The sequence below is a fragment of the Streptomyces sp. ATLC9 genome (assembly GCF_057196705.1).
The window spans coordinates 1-17769 of sequence record NZ_JBXUOY010000091.1 but is presented as its reverse complement, the minus strand read 5'-3'; the positions used below and the strand labels follow the sequence as shown (position 1 = coordinate 17769).

The 17769-nt window shown below is 70.7% G+C and carries 10 protein-coding genes and 1 tRNA gene; 1 reads left to right on the top strand and 10 read right to left on the bottom strand.

Annotated elements, in window-relative coordinates; all coding sequences use genetic code 11:
• Nucleotides 1-86: 86 nt before the first annotated feature.
• From AC2CJA_RS12420 to AC2CJA_RS12385, 8 genes are all read right to left on the bottom strand, one after another.
• Nucleotides 87-470 (bottom strand): helix-turn-helix domain-containing protein, encoded by a 384-nt coding sequence (locus AC2CJA_RS12420; RefSeq protein WP_093663381.1) that lies wholly within the window; start codon nt 468-470, stop codon nt 87-89.
• A 94-nt stretch (nt 471-564) separates the two neighbouring features.
• Nucleotides 565-1212 carry a CinA family protein gene (locus AC2CJA_RS12415; RefSeq protein WP_484602739.1) on the bottom strand — a complete coding sequence of 216 codons (648 nt, stop codon included), beginning with the start codon at nt 1210-1212 and terminating at the stop codon, nt 565-567.
• Nucleotides 1202-1846 carry a CDP-diacylglycerol--glycerol-3-phosphate 3-phosphatidyltransferase gene (gene pgsA, locus AC2CJA_RS12410; RefSeq protein WP_484602738.1) on the bottom strand — a complete coding sequence of 215 codons (645 nt, stop codon included), beginning with the start codon at nt 1844-1846 and terminating at the stop codon, nt 1202-1204. Before pgsA ends, AC2CJA_RS12415 begins: the two co-directional genes overlap by 11 nt.
• A complete protein-coding gene (gene rimO, locus AC2CJA_RS12405) occupies nt 1843-3366 on the bottom strand; it encodes a 30S ribosomal protein S12 methylthiotransferase RimO (RefSeq protein ID WP_484602737.1) in 1524 nt (507 codons plus the stop codon). Before rimO ends, pgsA begins: the two co-directional genes overlap by 4 nt.
• 50 nt (nt 3367-3416) lie before the next feature.
• On the bottom strand, nt 3417-4220 hold the full coding sequence (locus AC2CJA_RS12400) for a helix-turn-helix domain-containing protein (RefSeq protein WP_484602736.1): 804 nt from the start codon (nt 4218-4220) through the stop codon (nt 3417-3419).
• A 187-nt stretch (nt 4221-4407) separates the two neighbouring features.
• The gene (locus AC2CJA_RS12395; protein ID WP_484602735.1) at nt 4408-7113 is read right to left on the bottom strand and encodes a DNA translocase FtsK; all 2706 of its coding nucleotides are present in this window, start codon (nt 7111-7113) and stop codon (nt 4408-4410) included.
• A 142-nt stretch (nt 7114-7255) separates the two neighbouring features.
• Nucleotides 7256-7939, bottom strand: a complete 684-nt coding sequence (locus AC2CJA_RS12390) for a response regulator (protein ID WP_484602734.1) — start codon at nt 7937-7939, stop codon at nt 7256-7258.
• Between the two features lie 244 nt (nt 7940-8183).
• On the bottom strand, nt 8184-13700 hold the full coding sequence (locus tag AC2CJA_RS12385; protein WP_484602733.1) for a HAMP domain-containing protein: 5517 nt from the start codon (nt 13698-13700) through the stop codon (nt 8184-8186).
• 367 nt (nt 13701-14067) lie between these two features.
• Between AC2CJA_RS12385 and AC2CJA_RS12380 the strand changes: the two genes are divergently transcribed.
• Nucleotides 14068-16716: a SpoIIE family protein phosphatase gene (locus AC2CJA_RS12380; RefSeq protein WP_484602740.1), complete on the top strand. Its 2649-nt coding sequence runs from the start codon at nt 14068-14070 to the stop codon at nt 16714-16716.
• Between the two features lie 73 nt (nt 16717-16789).
• Here AC2CJA_RS12380 and AC2CJA_RS12375 read toward each other — a convergent pair.
• Together AC2CJA_RS12375 and AC2CJA_RS12370 are read right to left on the bottom strand one after the other, a co-directional pair.
• Nucleotides 16790-16862: transfer RNA gene (locus AC2CJA_RS12375), tRNA-Thr, on the bottom strand.
• Nucleotides 16863-16947: 85 nt separating this feature from the next.
• Nucleotides 16948-17658, bottom strand: a complete 711-nt coding sequence (locus AC2CJA_RS12370) for a DegT/DnrJ/EryC1/StrS family aminotransferase (protein ID WP_484602732.1) — start codon at nt 17656-17658, stop codon at nt 16948-16950.
• Nucleotides 17659-17769: the final 111 nt, after the last annotated feature.

Below are 17769 nucleotides of genomic sequence, written 5' to 3'. Positions count from 1 at the left end.
GGGGCCCCCCGCCGGCCCGCCCCCCCGCGCGCCCCCCCCGGGCCCGTAGTGACTCTCTCTCGCGGCGTGTACCCGCACCGCGCCAATCAGGCGGCGACGACGTCCACGGCCTCCGTCGGCGCCTTGATGGTCACCCGTTCCCCCGACCGCTCCGTGACGGACGTCACGGTCACCGGGTTGAGAACGGGACGGCGCATCGGCGCGGGCACCGTGTCGCTCGCCGCGGACTGCGCCAGCTCCGCGAGCGCCAGCTCGTCACTGACCTCCCGCATCAGCTCGGACATCCGCACGTCCAACGCCTCGCAGATCGAGGCGAGCAGTTCGGAGGAAGCCTCCTTCTGCCCCCGCTCGACCTCGGAGAGGTAGCCGAGCGACACCCGGGCGGACGAGGAGACTTCGCGCAGGGTACGGCCCTGGCGCTGGCGCTGCCGACGCAGCACGTCACCCAGCAGGCGACGGAGCAGAATCATCGGTGGCTCCCTCCTAGGACCGCTGACCCGGATCCTTCTTGCCCCACCGTACCGCCTTGGACCGCGGCCGTGCGGGGAGCGATGCTGTGTTCACTCAGGGCTGCAAACATCCATTCCCCCCACTGTGTTCCGTATCCTTTGCCGGCGCATTTTCCATGAGTTCGCTCAAGAGCAACTGGATGACCGCCCGTACGCTTCCGTCGCGGATCTGCGCGCGGTCGCCGTCCAGACTCAGTTCCAGCGCCACGCGGCGGGCGCCCCGGCCGGCCTCCTCCGGGCCCGCGGACCCGTCCGCCGCGTTCGCCGTATCCGCCGCGCCCGGTACCTCCGGCCCGGCGACCGCCACATAGACCATGCCCACCGGCTTGCCGTCCTGCGGCTCGGGACCGGCCACCCCGGTGGTCGCCACGCCCCAGTCCGTTCCCAGTACGCTCCTGACCCCGGCCGCCATCTGCCTGGCCACCTCGGCGTCGACCGCGCCCCGCTCCCGCAGCAGCCCCTGGTCCACCCCGAGGACCTCGTACTTGACCTCGGTGGCGTAGGCGGTCACCGAACCGCGTACGGTCGCCGAGGCGCCGGGGGCCGCGGTCAGCTCCGCCGCGACGAGCCCTCCGGTCAGCGACTCGGCCGCGGCTACGGTCTCCTTCCGGTCCGCCAGTAGCTTCAGCGCCCGCGCCGTGACCTGTCCGGTCTCGTCGGCACCGTCGTCAAGGGCGGGCCCGGCCTCCCTCTCACCGCTCATCAGCGCGCTCCGACGCCAGGCCGGCCCGCCGCAGAACCAGCGCCTGCCGTACGTAGTCCAGCCCGGTACCGACCGTCAGCACCACGGCCGCGGCCATCACCCACCAGCGCAGCGTGGCCAGCGGTCCGGTCAGGACCAGGATGTACATACCCACGGCGACGCCCTGGGCGAGGGTCTTCATCTTCCCGCCCCGGCTGGCCGGGATGACGCCGTGCCGGATCACCCAGAAGCGCATCAGGGTGATGCCGATCTCCCGGGAAAGGATCACACCCGTGACCCACCAGGGCAGGTCGGAGAGCGCCGACAGGCAGATCAGCGCCGCACCCATGATCGCCTTGTCCGCGATCGGGTCGGCGATCTTGCCGAAGTCGGTGACCAGGTCGTACCGCCGCGCCAGCTCGCCGTCGAAGAGATCGGTGATCATCGCGATGGAGAAGGCCGCCCAGGCGAAGGAGCGCCAGGCCGGATCGTGCCCCCCGTCGGCGAGCATCAGGAACACGAAGGCCGGCACCAGGAGCAGCCTCACCATGGTGAGGATGTTCGCGATGTTCCACAGGCTCACCGAGCGGACCGCTGCGGCCTTCCGCTGCGCCATGGCTCCACCACCCGCTGCTGAGGCCGGGATGTCCGTCATGCTCCCGCCTCCTTACTTTCGGAGCACCCCCGGACGACGTCCGGAGGAGGCTCGGCAACGAGATCCACACCCTCGGCCGCCACCACCTTCGCTTCGACCATCCGTCCCACGGAGAGCTGCGAGGAGTCGGTGAGACCGGCCAGGAACGTCTGCCCGTCGGTCTCGGGAGCCTGGTGCGCTCCGCGCCCGACCGGGCCGTCCTCGCCGCCCACCGACTCGACCAGTACCCGTACGGTCTCGCCGACGCGCTCCTCCGCGCGCTGCGCGGTCAGCTCCTCGGCAAGCCGCGAGATGTGGTCCAGCCGCTCGGCCACCGTCTCGGGGTCGGTCTTGTGCTCGTAGGTCGCCGCTTCGGTACCTTCCTCGTCCGAGTACCCGAAGACCCCGATCGCATCCAGCCTGGCCGCGATCAGAAAACGCTCCAGTTCCGCGAGGTCCGCCTCGCTCTCGCCGGGGAAACCCACGATGAAGTTCGAGCGGACTCCCGCCCGCGGCGCCCTGGCCCGGATGGTGTCCAGCAGTTCGAGGAAGCGGTCGGTGTCGCCGAAGCGCCGCATGGCGCGCAGCACGCCCGGAGCGGAGTGCTGGAAGGAGAGGTCGAAGTAGGGAGCGACCTTCTCCGTCCCGGTCAGGACGTCGATCAGTCCGGGCCGCATCTCGGCGGGCTGCAGATAGCTCACCCGGATCCGCTCGATGCCGTCCACCGCCGCCAGCTCCGGCAGCAGCGTCTCCAGCAGGCGGATGTCGCCGAGGTCCTTGCCGTAGGAGGTGTTGTTCTCGGAGACCAGCATGACCTCCTTCACCCCCTGCTCCGCCAGCCAGCGGGTCTCGCCCAGCACGTCCGAGGGGCGCCGGGAGACGAAGGCCCCGCGGAAGGAGGGGATGGCGCAGAACGAGCACCGCCGGTCGCAGCCGGAGGCCAGTTTCACCGAGGCGACCGGACTGGTGTCCAGCCGTCTGCGCAGCGGCGCCCGCGGGCCCGAGGCCGGGGCCACCCCGTCGGGCAGGTCGGCGGGGGCCGAAGCGGTCGCGGCGGCGTCACCGTGCCCGGGCAGCGCGACGGCGGTGCCCTGCCGCTCCGCCGGGCTGATGGGCAGGAGCTTGCGGCGGTCCCTGGGGACGTGGGGGACGTGGACGCCGCCGGAGAGGATGGTGCGCAGGCGGTCGGAGATGTCGGCGTAGTCGTCGAAACCGAGCACGCCGTCTGCCTCCGGCAGCGCCTCGGCCAGCTCCTTGCCGTAGCGCTCGGCCATACAGCCGACCGCGACCACGGCCTGGGTGCGGCCGCCCCCTTCACCGGCCGCCGCCTTGAGGTCGCCTGCCTCCAGCAGGGCGTCCACGGAGTCCTTCTTGGCGGCCTCCACGAAGCCGCAGGTGTTGACGACGGCGACGTCCGCGTCGGCGGCTTCCTCGACGAGCTCCCAGCCGTCCGCCGCCAGGCGGCCTGCGAGCTCCTCCGAGTCCACCTCGTTGCGGGCGCATCCAAGGGTGACGAGGGCGACGGTACGGCGTTCGGGCATGGGCTCAAGCCTACTTCGTCCCGCCCGCCCCATCCGCCGCCAGGGTTGCGTCACCCCTGTTCCGGGTCTCCCTTGGTGTAGCTGACACGCTGCACCTGGCCGACCTCGCCGACCTTGTCGACCTCCTTGCCGTTGACGAAGAGGGTGACCGCGCCGGCGTTGCCGAGCACCAGGTCGATCCGCTTGTCGTCGGTGAAGGTCCTGGAGTCGCCGTTCTGGAGGACGCCCTCCTCCAGCAGCCGCCCGTTGTGGGCCTCGGCGGAGAACCAGCTCTTGCCGTCCTCCGCGACCAGCTTGATCGTGACCTTGTCGGCGGGCGCGGCGGCGATGGCGCTCTCGGAGACGGACGGGTCCGGGTCGGGCTCGGCGGGCTTGGCCGGGTTCGGCTCGCCGGCGGGATCCGGCGACGGGCCGTCCTGGGCCACCGGGGTGCGTGCCGGGTCGTCGCCGCCGCTGAAGAGGGTGAAGCCGACGAAGCCCACCACGGCCACGATCGCGACGACCATGGCGGCCGTCCAGTTCGGGCGGCTCGGTTCGGGGCGGATGCGTTCGGCCTCGAAGAGGGCGGCCGCGGGGGTGGCCGCCGGACGGCCGCCGTGCTCGGCGTCGTACCGCGCCACCAGCTCGTCCGGATCCAGGCCGACGGCCTTGGCGAGGGTGCGGACATGGCCGCGGGCGTAGACATCGCCTCCGCACCGGGAGAAGTCGTCCTGTTCGATGGCGTGCACGATCAGGACGCGCACACGGGTGGTCGCGCTGACCTCGTCCACCGTCAGTCGCGCGTCGATACGGGCCTTCTGGATCGCCTGACCGACCGAAGGCCGGTCTTCTGGGGGAGAGTTGCCGATGGACACGGGGGCGCCTTTCGAGCGTGTAGCCACCTGCCGGGTGTTCAGTCTAGAGGGGGTGCGGAAGGGTCGGGCAAGCGGGCGGAGGGAGCCCATCCGCCATAGGGATGGCCGTACCGCCCATCGGTGAACACCGACCGCGCCCTCCTCCACTTTGACGTCTTGCCAGGGAAAACGGTTGCCCAGCTCATTCTTATGAGTGAGTTTCTCCGCGGATCATCGCGAGCACGTCGTCCAGCTCGTCGGGCTTGACCAGAACGTCCCGTGCCTTGGAGCCCTCGCTGGGGCCGACCAACCCGCGCGACTCCATCAGATCCATCAGCCTGCCCGCCTTGGCGAACCCCACGCGCAACTTGCGCTGGAGCATCGAGGTGGACCCGAACTGCGTGTTGACCACCAGCTCGGCCGCCTGGCACAGCAGGTCCAGATCGTCGCCGATCTCCTCGTCGGTCTCCTTCTTCCTGCTCTGCCCGACCGTGACGTCGTCACGGAAGACCGGGGCCATCTGCTTCTTGCAGTGCGCCACGACGGCCGCGATCTCGTCCTCGGCCACGAACGCGCCCTGCATACGGGTGGGCTTGCCGGCACCCATCGGCAGGAACAGCCCGTCGCCCTTGCCGATCAGCTTCTCGGCACCCGCCTGGTCGAGGATGACCCGGCTGTCGGAGAGCGAGGAGGTGGCGAAGGCCAGACGCGAGGGCACGTTCGCCTTGATCAGTCCGGTGACGACGTCGACGGACGGGCGCTGTGTGGCCAGCACCAGGTGGATGCCCGCCGCCCGCGCGAGCTGGGTGATCCGCACGATCGCGTCCTCCACGTCGCGCGGCGCCACCATCATCAGGTCGGCCAGCTCGTCCACGATGACCAGCAGGTACGGGTAGGGGGCGAGCTCCCGCTCGCTGCCCTCGGCGGCCTTCACCTTCCCCGAGCGCACCGCGGCGTTGAAGTCGTCGATGTGGCGGAAGCCGTAGGCGGCCAGGTCGTCGTAGCGCAGGTCCATCTCGCGCACGACCCACTGCAGCGCCTCGGCGGCCTTCTTGGGGTTGGTGATGATCGGGGTGATCAGGTGCGGGATGCCCTCGTACGCGGTCAGCTCCACCCGCTTGGGGTCCACCAGCACCATCCGGACGTCCTCCGGGGTGGACCGGATCATCACCGAGGTGACCAGGCAGTTGATGCAGGAGGACTTTCCCGAGCCGGTCGCGCCCGCCACCAGAATGTGCGGCATCTTCGCCAGGTTGGCGGTGACGTACCCGCCCTCGACGTCCTTGCCGAGACCGACCAGCAGCGGATGGTCGTCGCCGGCGGCCTCCGCCAGCCGGAGTACGTCGCCGAGGTTGACCATCTCCCGGTCGGTGTTGGGGATCTCGATGCCGACCGCCGACTTCCCGGGGATCGGGCTGATGATGCGCACGTCCGGGCTGGCCACGGCGTAGGCGATGTTCTTGGCCAGTGCGGTGATCTTCTCGACCTTCACCGCCGGGCCCAGCTCCACCTCGTAGCGCGTGACCGTCGGGCCTCGGGTGAAGCCGGTGACGACGGCGTCCACCTTGAACTCGGAGAAGACGGTCGTCAGCGACTCCACGACCGCGTCGTTGGCCGCGCTGCGGGTACGGCCCGGCCCGCCGCGCTCCAGCAGGTCGAGCGAGGGCAGCGCGTAGGTGACGTCTCCGGCCAGCCGGAGCTGCTCGGCACGCGGCGGCAGGGAGTCGGAGGGCGGCTCGGCCGGCGCCTTGGTCAGATCCGGTACGGGGGCGGTCCGCCCGTCCCGCGCCGCGCTCCCCCGCGCCGCGCTCTCCCCCTCGTCCCGGCCGCCCCGCTCCGTGCGGACCGAGCTGGTGAGATCCGCGACCAGCGGCGAGGGCTGTACGCCGTGCAGGACCGCGCCCTCCAGCTGGGCCGCTGCGGCGGCGGCCACGTCCACCGCGCCGGGGGAGCCGGAGCCGTCCCGGGTGTGCGGGGCCGGGGGAGCGCGGCGGGAGCGGCGCCGGTCGTCCAGTGCCTCCTTCTCGGCCTCGAACGCACCGTCGCCCTCCTTGCGCAGTCTCGTCCGTCGCGGCCGGGGCTCCCTCTCGCCGTACGCGCCGCTGTCGCCGTACCCCTGCGGCCCGCCGTGGGGGTCGGCGTCCTCGGCCACCAGGCCCAACCGCACACCCAGTTGACGCAGCCGCTGGGGGATGGCGTTGACGGGGGTGGCGGTGACGACGAGCAATCCGAAGACGGTCACCAGCAGCAGCAGCGGTACGGCCAGGGCCGCGCTCACGGTGAGTACCAGCGGCTGGGACACCGCCCAGCCGATCATGCCGCCCGCGTCCCGCACCGCCTCGTGTCCCTCGCCGCGCCCCGGCGAGCCGCAGGCGATGTGCACCAGCCCCAGCACGCCGACGGCCAGCGCGGACAGCCCGATGACGATGCGTCCGTTGGCCTCCGGCTTCTCCGGATGACGTATCAGCCGCACCGCCACGGTGCCCAGCAGTACCGGCGCCACCAGGTCCATACGCCCGAAGGCCCCGGTCACCAGCATCTCGACCAGCTCGCCCACCGGCCCCCGCAGGTTCGACCAGGTGCCGGCCGCGACCACCAGGGCGATGCCCAGCAGCAACAGCGCCACCCCGTCCTTGCGGTGCGCCGGGTCCAGTCCCCTGGCCCCGCGGCCTATGCCTCGCAGCAGCGCCCCGACGGTGTGTGCGACCCCGAGCCAGACGGCTCCGACCAGACGGAACACCGCGTTGGCGGGAGACGGCGCGGGTCTGGGCGGAGTCTTCGCCGCCGTCTTCCTCGCCGCCTTCCCGGCCGCCGGCTTCCTGGGCGCGGCAGGCCTCGATGCCGGGGCTTTTCTGACGGGAGCCTTCTTGGCGGGCGCCTTCCTGGCGGCCTTGCCGGACGTACGTGAGGCCATGGTGCCGAGATTACCCGCGAGAGCGCCTCAAGACACGGACGCCCGTACGGTCGGCGGGACAGGGCCCGGTCCGCCCGGCCTCCGGCGCACAGGAATCCGCGGTATGACGCTCCGTCGGGACGGCCGTCCGTCCGGCGGCGGGTCAGTTCTGCGACGGGAGCGAGGCCGGCCGGCCGTCGTTGCCCGGTTCCAGCGCGTCCAGCGCGCGTCGCAGACCGGTGAGCTTGCGCTCCAGATGGGCGGCCGTGGCGACGGCCGCGGCGTCCGGGGATTCGTCCAGGTGCTTGGACAGCGCCTCGGCCTGCTCCTCCACCGCCGCCAGCCGCGCGGAGAGTTCGGCCAGGACCCCCGCGGGCTCCGCCCTCTTGTCGCCGTCCTCGCCGGAACCCCGGCCGTCCAGCTGGAGCCGTAGCAGGGCGGCCTGCTCACGCAGCTGAACGTTCTTCATGTACAGGTCGACGAAGACCGACACCTTCGCCCGCAGCACCCACGGGTCGAACGGCTTGGAGATGTAGTCCACCGCGCCGGCCGCGTAGCCGCGGAAGGTGTGATGCGGACCGTGGTTGATGGCCGTGAGGAAGATGATCGGGATGTCCCGGGTACGCTCCCGCCGCTTGATGTGGGCGGCGGTCTCGAAACCGTCCATGCCCGGCATCTGCACGTCCAGCAGGATGACCGCGAAGTCGTCCGTGAGCAGTGCCTTGAGCGCCTCCTCCCCTGACGATGCCCGTACCAGCGTCTGGTCCAGCGCGGAGAGGATGGCCTCCAACGCCAGCAGATTCTCCGGTCGGTCATCGACCAGGAGGATCTTGGCCTTCTGCACCATGGCCCGTCCTCCTCGCCCCGGCAGCGCCCTGGACGCCGCCACCGGCAACGACTCCTTTGCGCCGCCCGTTCTTGTGCCGGTCATGGTAGCCCCACCTCGCGGCCCACCACACCCTGTCACCGAGATGTCACTGTGCACGTATCTGAAACGCTGTGAGAGGCCCGAAGGTTCCCCGATTGCAGCATTTCCACACCTAATGCGTCGCACTTCGCCGACACGCCGCCGACCACGGAACCATCGCACATCACTCCCCGCGCATCCACCGCGCCATGACGGACAGCAGATGATCGGTGTCCACCGGTTTGGTGACGTAGTCGGAAGCACCGGCCTCGATGCTCTTCTCGCGGTCGCCCTTCATCGCCTTCGCCGTCAGTGCGACGATCGGCAGCCCGGCGAACTGCGGCATCCGCCGGATCGCCGCGGTCGTGGCGTACCCGTCCATCTCCGGCATCATGATGTCCATCAGGACGATCGCCACGTCGTCGTGCTGCTCCAGCACCTCGATGCCCTCGCGTCCGTTCTCGGCGTAGAGCACCTGCAGGCCGTTCTGCTCCAGCACGCTGGTGAGCGCGAAGACGTTGCGGATGTCGTCGTCGACGATGAGCACCTTCTCACCGCCGAAGACGCCCCGCGGACGCTCCTCCGCCCTCCGGACGGGGTCGTCCTGCCACACTTCCCCGCCGTGCTCCGCCCCCCGCGGCGCGGGCTGCTTCCGCGCCATGGGGGGGATCTGACGGCGGCGGGACGCGAGCGCCGCCGCGGCACGCTCGGCGGCGGGCACGTCCAGGGTGCCGCCGGCCTCCCGGACCGGCCTCTCCTCGGCACCGGAAGGAGCACCGGACACGGTGGGCGCGCCGGACCCGCCGCCCGGCTCTCCCTCGGCCGCGCGCGCGGCCTCCGGGGAGACCTCGCCCGGCGGCTGCGGATAACCCTGCGGCTGGGACTCGCTGGAGGTGAGGGACAGGTAGAGGGTGAACGTCGAGCCGCGGCCCGGCTCGCTGACCGCGTGGATCTCGCCGCCGAGCAGCCGCGCGATCTCCCGGCTGATGGACAGCCCCAGCCCGGTGCCGCCGTACTTGCGGCTGGTCGTGCCGTCCGCCTGCTTGAAGGCCTCGAAGATCACACGCATCTTGCTCTGCGCGATCCCGATGCCGGTGTCGGTCACCGAGAAGGCGACCAGATCGGAGTCGGCGTCGCGCAGCGAGCCGTGCTCCAGCATCTGCTCGCGGATCGACTCCGGCACGTCCGACCCGGCCGAGCGGATCACCAGCTCGACCGCACCGCTGTCGGTGAACTTCACCGCGTTCGACAACAGGTTGCGCAGCACCTGCAGCAGGCGCTGCTCGTCGGTGTGGAGAGTGGGGGGCAGCTCCGGCGAGACCCGCACGGAGAAGTCGAGCCCCTTCTCCGCGGTGAGCGGCCGGAAGGTGGCCTCCACGTAGTCCACGAGCTGCACGAGCGCGATACGGGTCGGGCTGACGTCCATCTTGCCGGCCTCGACCTTGGACAGGTCCAGGATGTCGTTGATCAGCTGGAGCAGGTCGGACCCGGCGCCGTGGATCGTCTCGGCGAACTCCACCTGCTTGGGCGAGAGGTTCCCCTCGGCGTTGTCGGCCAGCAGCTTGGCGAGGATCAGCAGCGAGTTGAGCGGGGTGCGCAGCTCGTGCGACATGTTCGCCAGGAACTCGGACTTGTAGCGCATCGAGACCGCGAGCTGCTCGGCGCGCTCCTCCAGGACCTGCCGGGCGTCCTCGATCTCGGAGTTCTTGATCTCGATGTCGCGGTTGGTCTTGGCCAGCAGTTCCGCCTTCTCCTCCAGTTCCTCGTTCGACGCCTGCAGGGCACGCTGCCTGCTCTCCAGTTCCACCGACCGCTCCTGGAGCTGCTCGGCCAGTTCCTGGGACTGCCGCAGGAGCACCTCGGTCTTGGTGTTGACGCTGATGGTGTTGACGCTGGTGGCGATCATCTCCGCGATCTGGTTCAGGAAGTCCTTCTGGATCTGGTTGAAGGGCTGGAAGGTGGCCAGTTCGATGACGCCGAGCACCCTGCCCTCGAAGAGCAGCGGCAGCACGATCACCTGGGCGGGCGGCGCCTCACCGAGCCCGGAGGAGATCTTCAGATAACCGGGTGGCGCCTGCTCGACGAGGAGTGTGCGCTTCTCCTCGGCCGCGATGCCCACCAGGGATTCGCCGGGCAGGAAGGTGGTGGGCATGGTGCCCGGGGAGTAGCCGTAGGTGCCGATCATCCGCAGCTCGTACGAGCCGTCCTCGCTCGCCCCCACTCCGAGCTCCGGGCCACCGCCGGTCGGGGCCGCGACGAAGAAGGCGCCGTGCTGGGCGGAGACCACCGGAGTCAGCTCGCTCATGATCAGCCGTGCCACGTCCTCCAGGTCGCGGCGGCCCTGCATCAGACCGGAGATCCGGGCGAGATTGCCCTTGAGCCAGTCCTGCTCCTGGTTGGCGAGCGTGGTCTCGCGCAGCGTGGCGATCATGGTGTTGACGTTGTCCTGCAGTGCCAGGATCTCGCCCGCGGCGTCCACGTCGATCTTCACGTTGTGGTCGCCGCGGGTCACCGCGGCGGCGACCGCCGCGATGGCGCGTACCTGACGGGTCAGATTGCCCGCCATCTCGTTCACCGACTCGGTGAGGTCCTTCCAGGTGCCCGAGACGCCGTCGACCCGCGCCTGACCGCCCAGCTGGCCCTCGGTCCCCACCTCGCGGGCGACGCGGGTGACCTGTTCGGCGAACGAGGACAGCTGGTCCACCATCGTGTTGATGGTGGTCTTCAGCGCCAGGATCTCACCGCGCGCGTCGATGTCGATCTTCTTGGTGAGATCGCCCTTGGCGATCGCGGTGGTGACCATCGCGATGTTGCGGACCTGGCCGGTGAGGTTGGAGGCCATGGAGTTCACGGACTCCGTCAGGTCCTTCCAGGTGCCCGACACCCCCGGCACATGGGCCTGGCCGCCCAGACTCCCCTCGGTGCCCACCTCGCGCGCCACCCGCGTCACCTCGTCGGCGAACGACGACAGGGTCGTCACCATGGTGTTGACGGTGTCCGCGAGCTGGGCGACCTCGCCACTGGCCTCCACGGTGACCTTCTTGGTCAGATCGCCGTTGGCGACCGCGGTGGCGACCTGGGAGATGTTGCGCACCTGCCCCGTCAGGTTGGACGCCATCAGATTGACGTTCTCGCTCAGGTCCTTCCAGATGCCGGTGACCCCCGGCACATGGGCCTGACCGCCCAGGATGCCTTCGGTGCCCACCTCGCGCGCCACCCGCGTGACCTGCTCGGCGAACGAGGACAACTGGTCCACCATCGTGTTCACGGTCGTCACCAGGGCGAGGATCTCCCCCTTGGCGTCGACGGTGATCTTCTTGGACAGGTCGCCCCGCGCGACCGCGGTGGTGACCTCGGCGATGTTGCGCACCTGGGAGGTGAGGTTGTTCGCCATGCCGTTGACGGACTGGGTGAGGTCCTTCCAGGTGCCCGAGACCCCCTCGACCTCGGCCTGGCCACCCAGGATGCCCTCCGTGCCCACCTCGCGCGCCACCCGCGTGACCTGCTCGGCGAACGAGGACAACTGATCCACCATCGTGTTGAGGGTGTTCTTCAGCTCCAGGATCTCGCCGCGCGCGTCCACATCGATCTTCTGCGACAGGTCGCCCCGCGCCACCGCCGTCGCGACCTGGGCGATGTTGCGCACCTGAGCCGTGAGGTTGCCCGCCATACCGTTGACCGAGTCGGTCAGGTCGCGCCATACCCCGGCCACGCCCGGCACCTGCGCCTGGCCGCCCAGGCGCCCCTCGGTGCCCACCTCGCGGGCGACGCGGGTGACCTGGTCGGCGAAGGCGGACAGCTGGTCGACCATCGTGTTGATGGTGTTCTTCAGCTCCAGGATCTCGCCGCGCGCGTCGACCTCGATCTTCTGCGACAGGTCGCCGCGCGCCACCGCCGTCGTCACCTGGGCGATGTTGCGCACCTGGGAGGTGAGGTTGCCCGCCATGAAGTTGACGGAGTCGGTCAGGTCCTTCCAGGTGCCCGAGACGCCGTCGACCCGCGCCTGACCGCCCAGACGTCCCTCGGTGCCCACGTCCCGGGCCATCCGGGTCACCTGTTCGGCGAACGAGGACAGCTGGTCCACCATGGTGTTGACGGTGTTCTTCAGCTGGAGCATCTCGCCTGAGACGTCCACCGTGACCTTCTGCGACAGGTCGCCGTTGGCGACCGCCGTCGTCACCTGCGCGATGTTGCGGACCTGGCCGGTGAGGTTGCGGAAGGCGGTGTTCACCGAGTCGGTGAGGTCCTTCCACGTCCCCGCCGCACCCGGCACCTGCGCCTGACCGCCCAGCTCGCCCTCGACACCGACCTCCCGGGCGACCCGGGTGACCTCGGAACCGAAGGCGGAGAGCTGGTCGACCATGGTGTTGACGGTGTTCTTCAGCTCCAGCATCTCGCCGGAGACGTCCACCGTGACCTTCTGCGACAGATCGCCGTTGGCGACCGCCGTCGTCACCTGCGCGATGTCCCGCACCTGAGCCGTGAGGTTGCGGAAGGCCGTGTTCACCGAGTCGGTCAGGTCCTTCCACGTCCCCGCCGCACCCGGCACCTGCGCCTGACCGCCGAGGACTCCCTCGGTGCCCACCTCGCTGGCCGCGCGCGTCACCTCGTCGGCGAACGTCCGCAGCGTCTCCGTCATGGTGTTGATGGTGTCGGCGAGCTGCGCCACCTCGCCACGCGCGTTCACCGTCACCTTCTGCGACAGGTCGCCGTTGGCGACCGCGGTGGTCACCCGTGCGATCTCACGCACCTGGGAGGTGAGGTTGCCCGCCATGGTGTTGACGGAGTCGGTGAGGTCCTTCCACACGCCGCCGGCGCCGGGCACCCGCGCCTGGCCTCCGAGCTGGCCCTCGGTGCCCACCTCGCGGGCGACGCGCGTCACCTCGGACTGGAAGGCGGAGAGCTGGTCGACCATCGTGTTGACGGTGTTCTTCAGCTCCAGCATCTCGCCGGCCACGTGCACGGTGACCTTGCGGGACAGATCGCCCTTGGCGACCGCGGTGGTCACCAGCGCGATGTCGCGGACCTGGGCGGTCAGCCTGGACGCCATCGTGTTGACGGAGTCGGTCAGGTCCTTCCAGGAGCCGGACATGCCGCGCACCCGCGCCTGACCGCCCAGCTTCCCCTCGGTGCCCACCTCGCTGGCTACGCGCGTCACCTCGTCGGTGAACGTCGAGAGCTGGTCGACCAGCCCGTTGACGGTGCGCCCCACCTTCAGGAACTCGCCCCGCAGCGGATGCGTCGCCCCGCCCGGCCCCTGGACCCGCAGGTCCATCCGCTGCTCCAGGTCTCCCTCGGCCACCGCCGACAGCACCCGGCCGACCTCGGAGACGGGCCGCACCAGATCGTCCACCAGCGCGTTCGACGCGTCGATGGCCGTGGCCCAGGCCCCCTCGCAGGCTCCCGTCTCCAGGCGCTCGGTCAGCTTGCCGTCCTTGCCGACCACCCTGCGCACCCGTGCCAGCTCGCTGGTCAGATGGAGGTTGCGGTCGGCGACCTCGTTGAAGACGGCGGCGATCTCGGTCATCGGGCCGTCGCCGGCGACGGTGAGGCGTTTACGGAAGTTTCCGTCCCGCATCGCCTCCAGGGCGGTCAGCAGCCGGTTGACCGCGGCCACCTCAACCTCGATCACCCCGTTTGCCCGAGACCGTCCGCTTTTCGTGCGCGTGCTGGCGCCTCGCGCCGCTCCGCCAGACTGCACCGTGTCCCTCCCGCTGGGTCGAACGTTCCGCCCGGGCATTCACTTCGAGCCCTCCCAGTGTTTCACCATGGTGGAACCAGGCGATAACAGTTCGGCAGCATCGCACACCACCGACTGAACGCCTCAAGGGGGAAACACCCGCATCCGGGGCCCGCCGGTACTGCGAACGTAAGTAACCTGGCATCCGGCTGTCCATCCGCTCCGGCCCGCCGGACGGGAAGGACACGTGGTCACGACGGGTATTCGAAGGGGCGCTGCGGTGGACGAGGCGAGTGCCGGGCAGCGGCTGGCCGCGGCGGTGGGCGCCCAGCGGGCCCCCCTGCCGCCCGCGCGTACGGACGGCGACGACGGATCCATGGGGAGAACAGTGATCACGGCGCGAGCAGCGGCCACCTTCGAGCCGGTCGGACGCTCGGTCGCGAGTGCCCGCGCCTTCGTTCGCGACACCCTCCAGGGCTGGGGCCTGGCCGACATCGTCGACGACGCCGTCGTCCTCACCAGCGAGCTGGTCACCAACGCGGTCGTCCACGCCGGCACCGCCGCCGACGTCCTGTGCCTGCGCGACGGCGACGGAAGCGTGCGCGTGGAGGTCGCCGACCACTACCCCGACCGCGGACTGCCCGTCCAGGACCTGGGCCGCCACTTCGGCGACCCCGACCGCGAGGGTGGCCGCGGACTGCTGCTGTGCGCATCGCTCGCCGATCGCTGGGGAGTGGAGTACACCTCCGTCGACAAACGCGTCTGGTTCCGCCTGGAGCTTCCCGAGCGCCCGGTCGGCACCCGCAGCGCCGGTCCCGCCCTCCCCGACAGCGCCCTGCCCGCGACCGACACCCGGGTCCGCGTCGCCGTCCTGCAGGTCGACCGCTCCGGCGCGGTCTCCGCCTGGAACGACGACGCCCGCGAGCTGTTCGGCTACACCGCCGAACAGGTCACCGGCAAGCCGCTGACCGACCTCGCCGCCTGGCCCCACACTCCCGGTATCGGCACCGGCATTGCCGAGGCCCTGGCCCTCTCCCGATGGGAGGGCTCCTACGGCGTCCGCGGCGCGGACGGCCGCACCATCCCGGTCTACGCCTCCCACCTGCGCGTACGCGACGCCGACGGCGAGCCGTCCACCGTCTGCCTGCTGGTGCGCGACCACGAGCGCGCGGTGCTGCAGTCCCCCGCACGCGGCGCGGCACCCGACTCCGCAAGCACCTCCGAGAGCCGTGACCGGGTCGGCGCCGACCCCTTCGAGACCTTCATCGGCTCCCCTGCCCCGGACGACCTCGACGGTCTCCTCCAGCGCACCGTGGAGCGCGCCCGCGACATGCTCGACGGCGACGCCGCCTTCCTCCTGCTGGCCACGGACGACGAGACCGAGCTGGAGGTCCGCGCCACCACCGGTCTGCCCTCCGCCCGTCAGCGCTTCGCCCGCGTTCCCGTCGAGACGGGCAGCGGCCGCTACGGCTCGGCCCGGATGCCCTCGGTCCACGAGGACCTCTCCGCGGTACCCGGTGCGGTCCCCCTGCTGGAGGGGACGGGCATGCGCTCGGTCGTCACCGTCCCGATGAAGGTCGAGGGGCGGCTGACCGGCTCCCTGGGAGTGTCGGCCGAATCCGCGGGCCGCTACACCAACGAGGAGGCCCTGCGGCTGCAGTTCGCCGCCGACCGGATCGCGCTCGCGGTGGAGTCCGCCCGCCTGACCGAACTGGAGCGGCTGCGCCGCGGCTCGCTGTCCTTCCTCGTCGAGGCGTCCGACCTGCTCGCCGGCACCCTCGACCGTGACCAGACGCTCGCCCTGATGGCCCAGATGACGGTCCCCACCCTCGCCACCTGGTGTGCCGTCTACACCATCGCGGACCAGTCCTCCGAACCCGAGCTCTCCTACGTCCTGCACGAGGACGAGGACCGCATCGACGGCCTCAAGGCGCTGCTGTCCAAGGTTCCCCCGCCCGACCCGGTGCCCACCCCCGGCGCGCGGGTGTGGAGCGCCCCCGGCGACGCGGCGCACTCCGACGCTCTGCGCACCTCCCTGCGCAGCCTGGGCCTGGACCAGAGCGGCCTCTCCCTCGACCGCCTCCCGGCTTCCATCTCCTCGAACGTCGCCGGCACCACTCTCGCCACCGCCGCCACGGTCGGCGGGGAGACCGTGGTGCTGCCGCTGGTGGCCCGCAACCGTGTCATCGGCATGCTCACCCTGGGCAAGCCTGCCGAGGAGCGCTTCCGCCAGGAGATCCTGGAACTGGCCGAGGACCTCTCCCGCCGGGCCGCCCTCGCCCTGGACAACGCCCGGCTCTACAGCGAGCGCACGGCCATCAGCCAGTCCCTTCAGCGCAGTCTGCTGCCGCCCGAACTCCCCGATGTCCCCGGCGTCGAGGTCGAGGTCATCTACCGCGCCGCGGGCGAGGGGAACGAGGTCGGCGGCGACTTCTACGACCTCTTCCCCATCCGTGACGGCGCGTACGGCTTCGCCATCGGCGATGTCTGCGGCACCGGCCCCGAGGCCGCGGCCGTCACCGGGCTGGCCCGCCACGCGCTGCGTCTGCTGGCCCGTGAGGGCTTCGGAGGCCCGGCCGTGCTGGAACGACTCAACGCCGCGATCCTCGACGAGGGCGCCCGCAGCCGGTTTCTGACCCTGCTCTACGGCGAGCTGTGGCCCCAGCCGGAGGGCGGCGCCGTCCTCCGGGTCGTCTGCGCGGGCCATCCGCTTCCGCTTCGCCTGCGCCAGGACGGCACCGTCGAGCCGGCCGCCGAGCCCCAGCCGCTGCTCGGCGTGATGGACGACCTTGAACTGTACGAGGAGACCGTCACCCTCGATCCGGGCGATGTCCTGCTGTGCGTCACCGACGGCGTGACCGAGCGCCGCGAGGGCGACCGCATGCTCGGCGACGACGGTCTCGCCGATGTCCTCACCACGTGTACGGGCCTGACGGCGGGTGCGGTGGCCGCACGCATCATGCGCGCGGTGGAGCGTTTCGCCGCCGACGCCCCCTCCGACGACATGGCGATCCTCGCGATGCGTGTCCCCGAATGACGGCGGGCGCGCCTGCGGGCGCACCCCGAAACGACGAGACCCCTGCCGTACGGCAGGGGTCTCGTTCCTTCAGAGCCCCAATACGGAATCGAACCGTAGACCTTCTCCTTACCATGGAGACGCTCTGCCGACTGAGCTATTGGGGCGAGCCAGCGGAATAGATCATACATGTATCCCGAGGCGCCTTTGACCACCTGGGCCGACCGCCCTCACCGGGCTCCCTCACGGCCCTCAGCAGGCCGGTTCCATCAGCAGACCACCCAGCCCGTTGCAGGCCGAGACGATTCGCTGCAGCTCCCGGCGGGTCATCGAGGCCTCCAGCGGCAGCGCCAGGCATTCCCCCACCGCTCGCTCGGTCTCAGGCAGCCGGACGTCCGTCTGGAACTCCGGAAGACGGTGCACGGGGGTCCTCACCGGCACGTGGCACCACACGCCACGGGCCCGCAGGGCGTGCTTGAAAGCGTCCCTGTCGGGCCGCCCGTTCCCCGGCACCCTCACCACGTACTGCTCGTAGCTGTGGCGCACCCCGGCCGCGGCCCGCGGGACGATCACGCCGGTCAGCCTCGCGCTCAGGAAATCGGCGTGCTGCCTACGCCGAGCGGTCTCCACCGAGGAGACGGCAGCCGGCACCCCGGGTTCGACCACCTTCATCCCGTGGTGCTGCGCCAGTGCGTGCAGACAGACCATGTCGGCAGGGTGGCCGAAGAGGTGCACGGGGATCACCGCGGCGGTCCGCTCGTTCACCGCCTCGGCAACGGAAGCGGGGTCGATGCAGAGACTCCCGGGGTCGATGTCGGCGAAGACGGGCAGCGCACCGGTCCCCCGTACGGCCTCCGCCACCTCGCTGTCGCAGTACGCGGGCACGATCACCTCATCCCCGATGCCTATGCCCTGCTTCTCCAGTCCGGCTCGCAGCGCGCCGCTCAGCGTCATCGTCCCCATGTCCGAGATGCTCGCGGCGCCACATGAACTCCCGGTTACACAACACAGAAAGGCCGTGGGGGCCCGCGCGTAATCCCGGGGGCCCCCGCGCGTTATAGTTGCGGCGGGGCG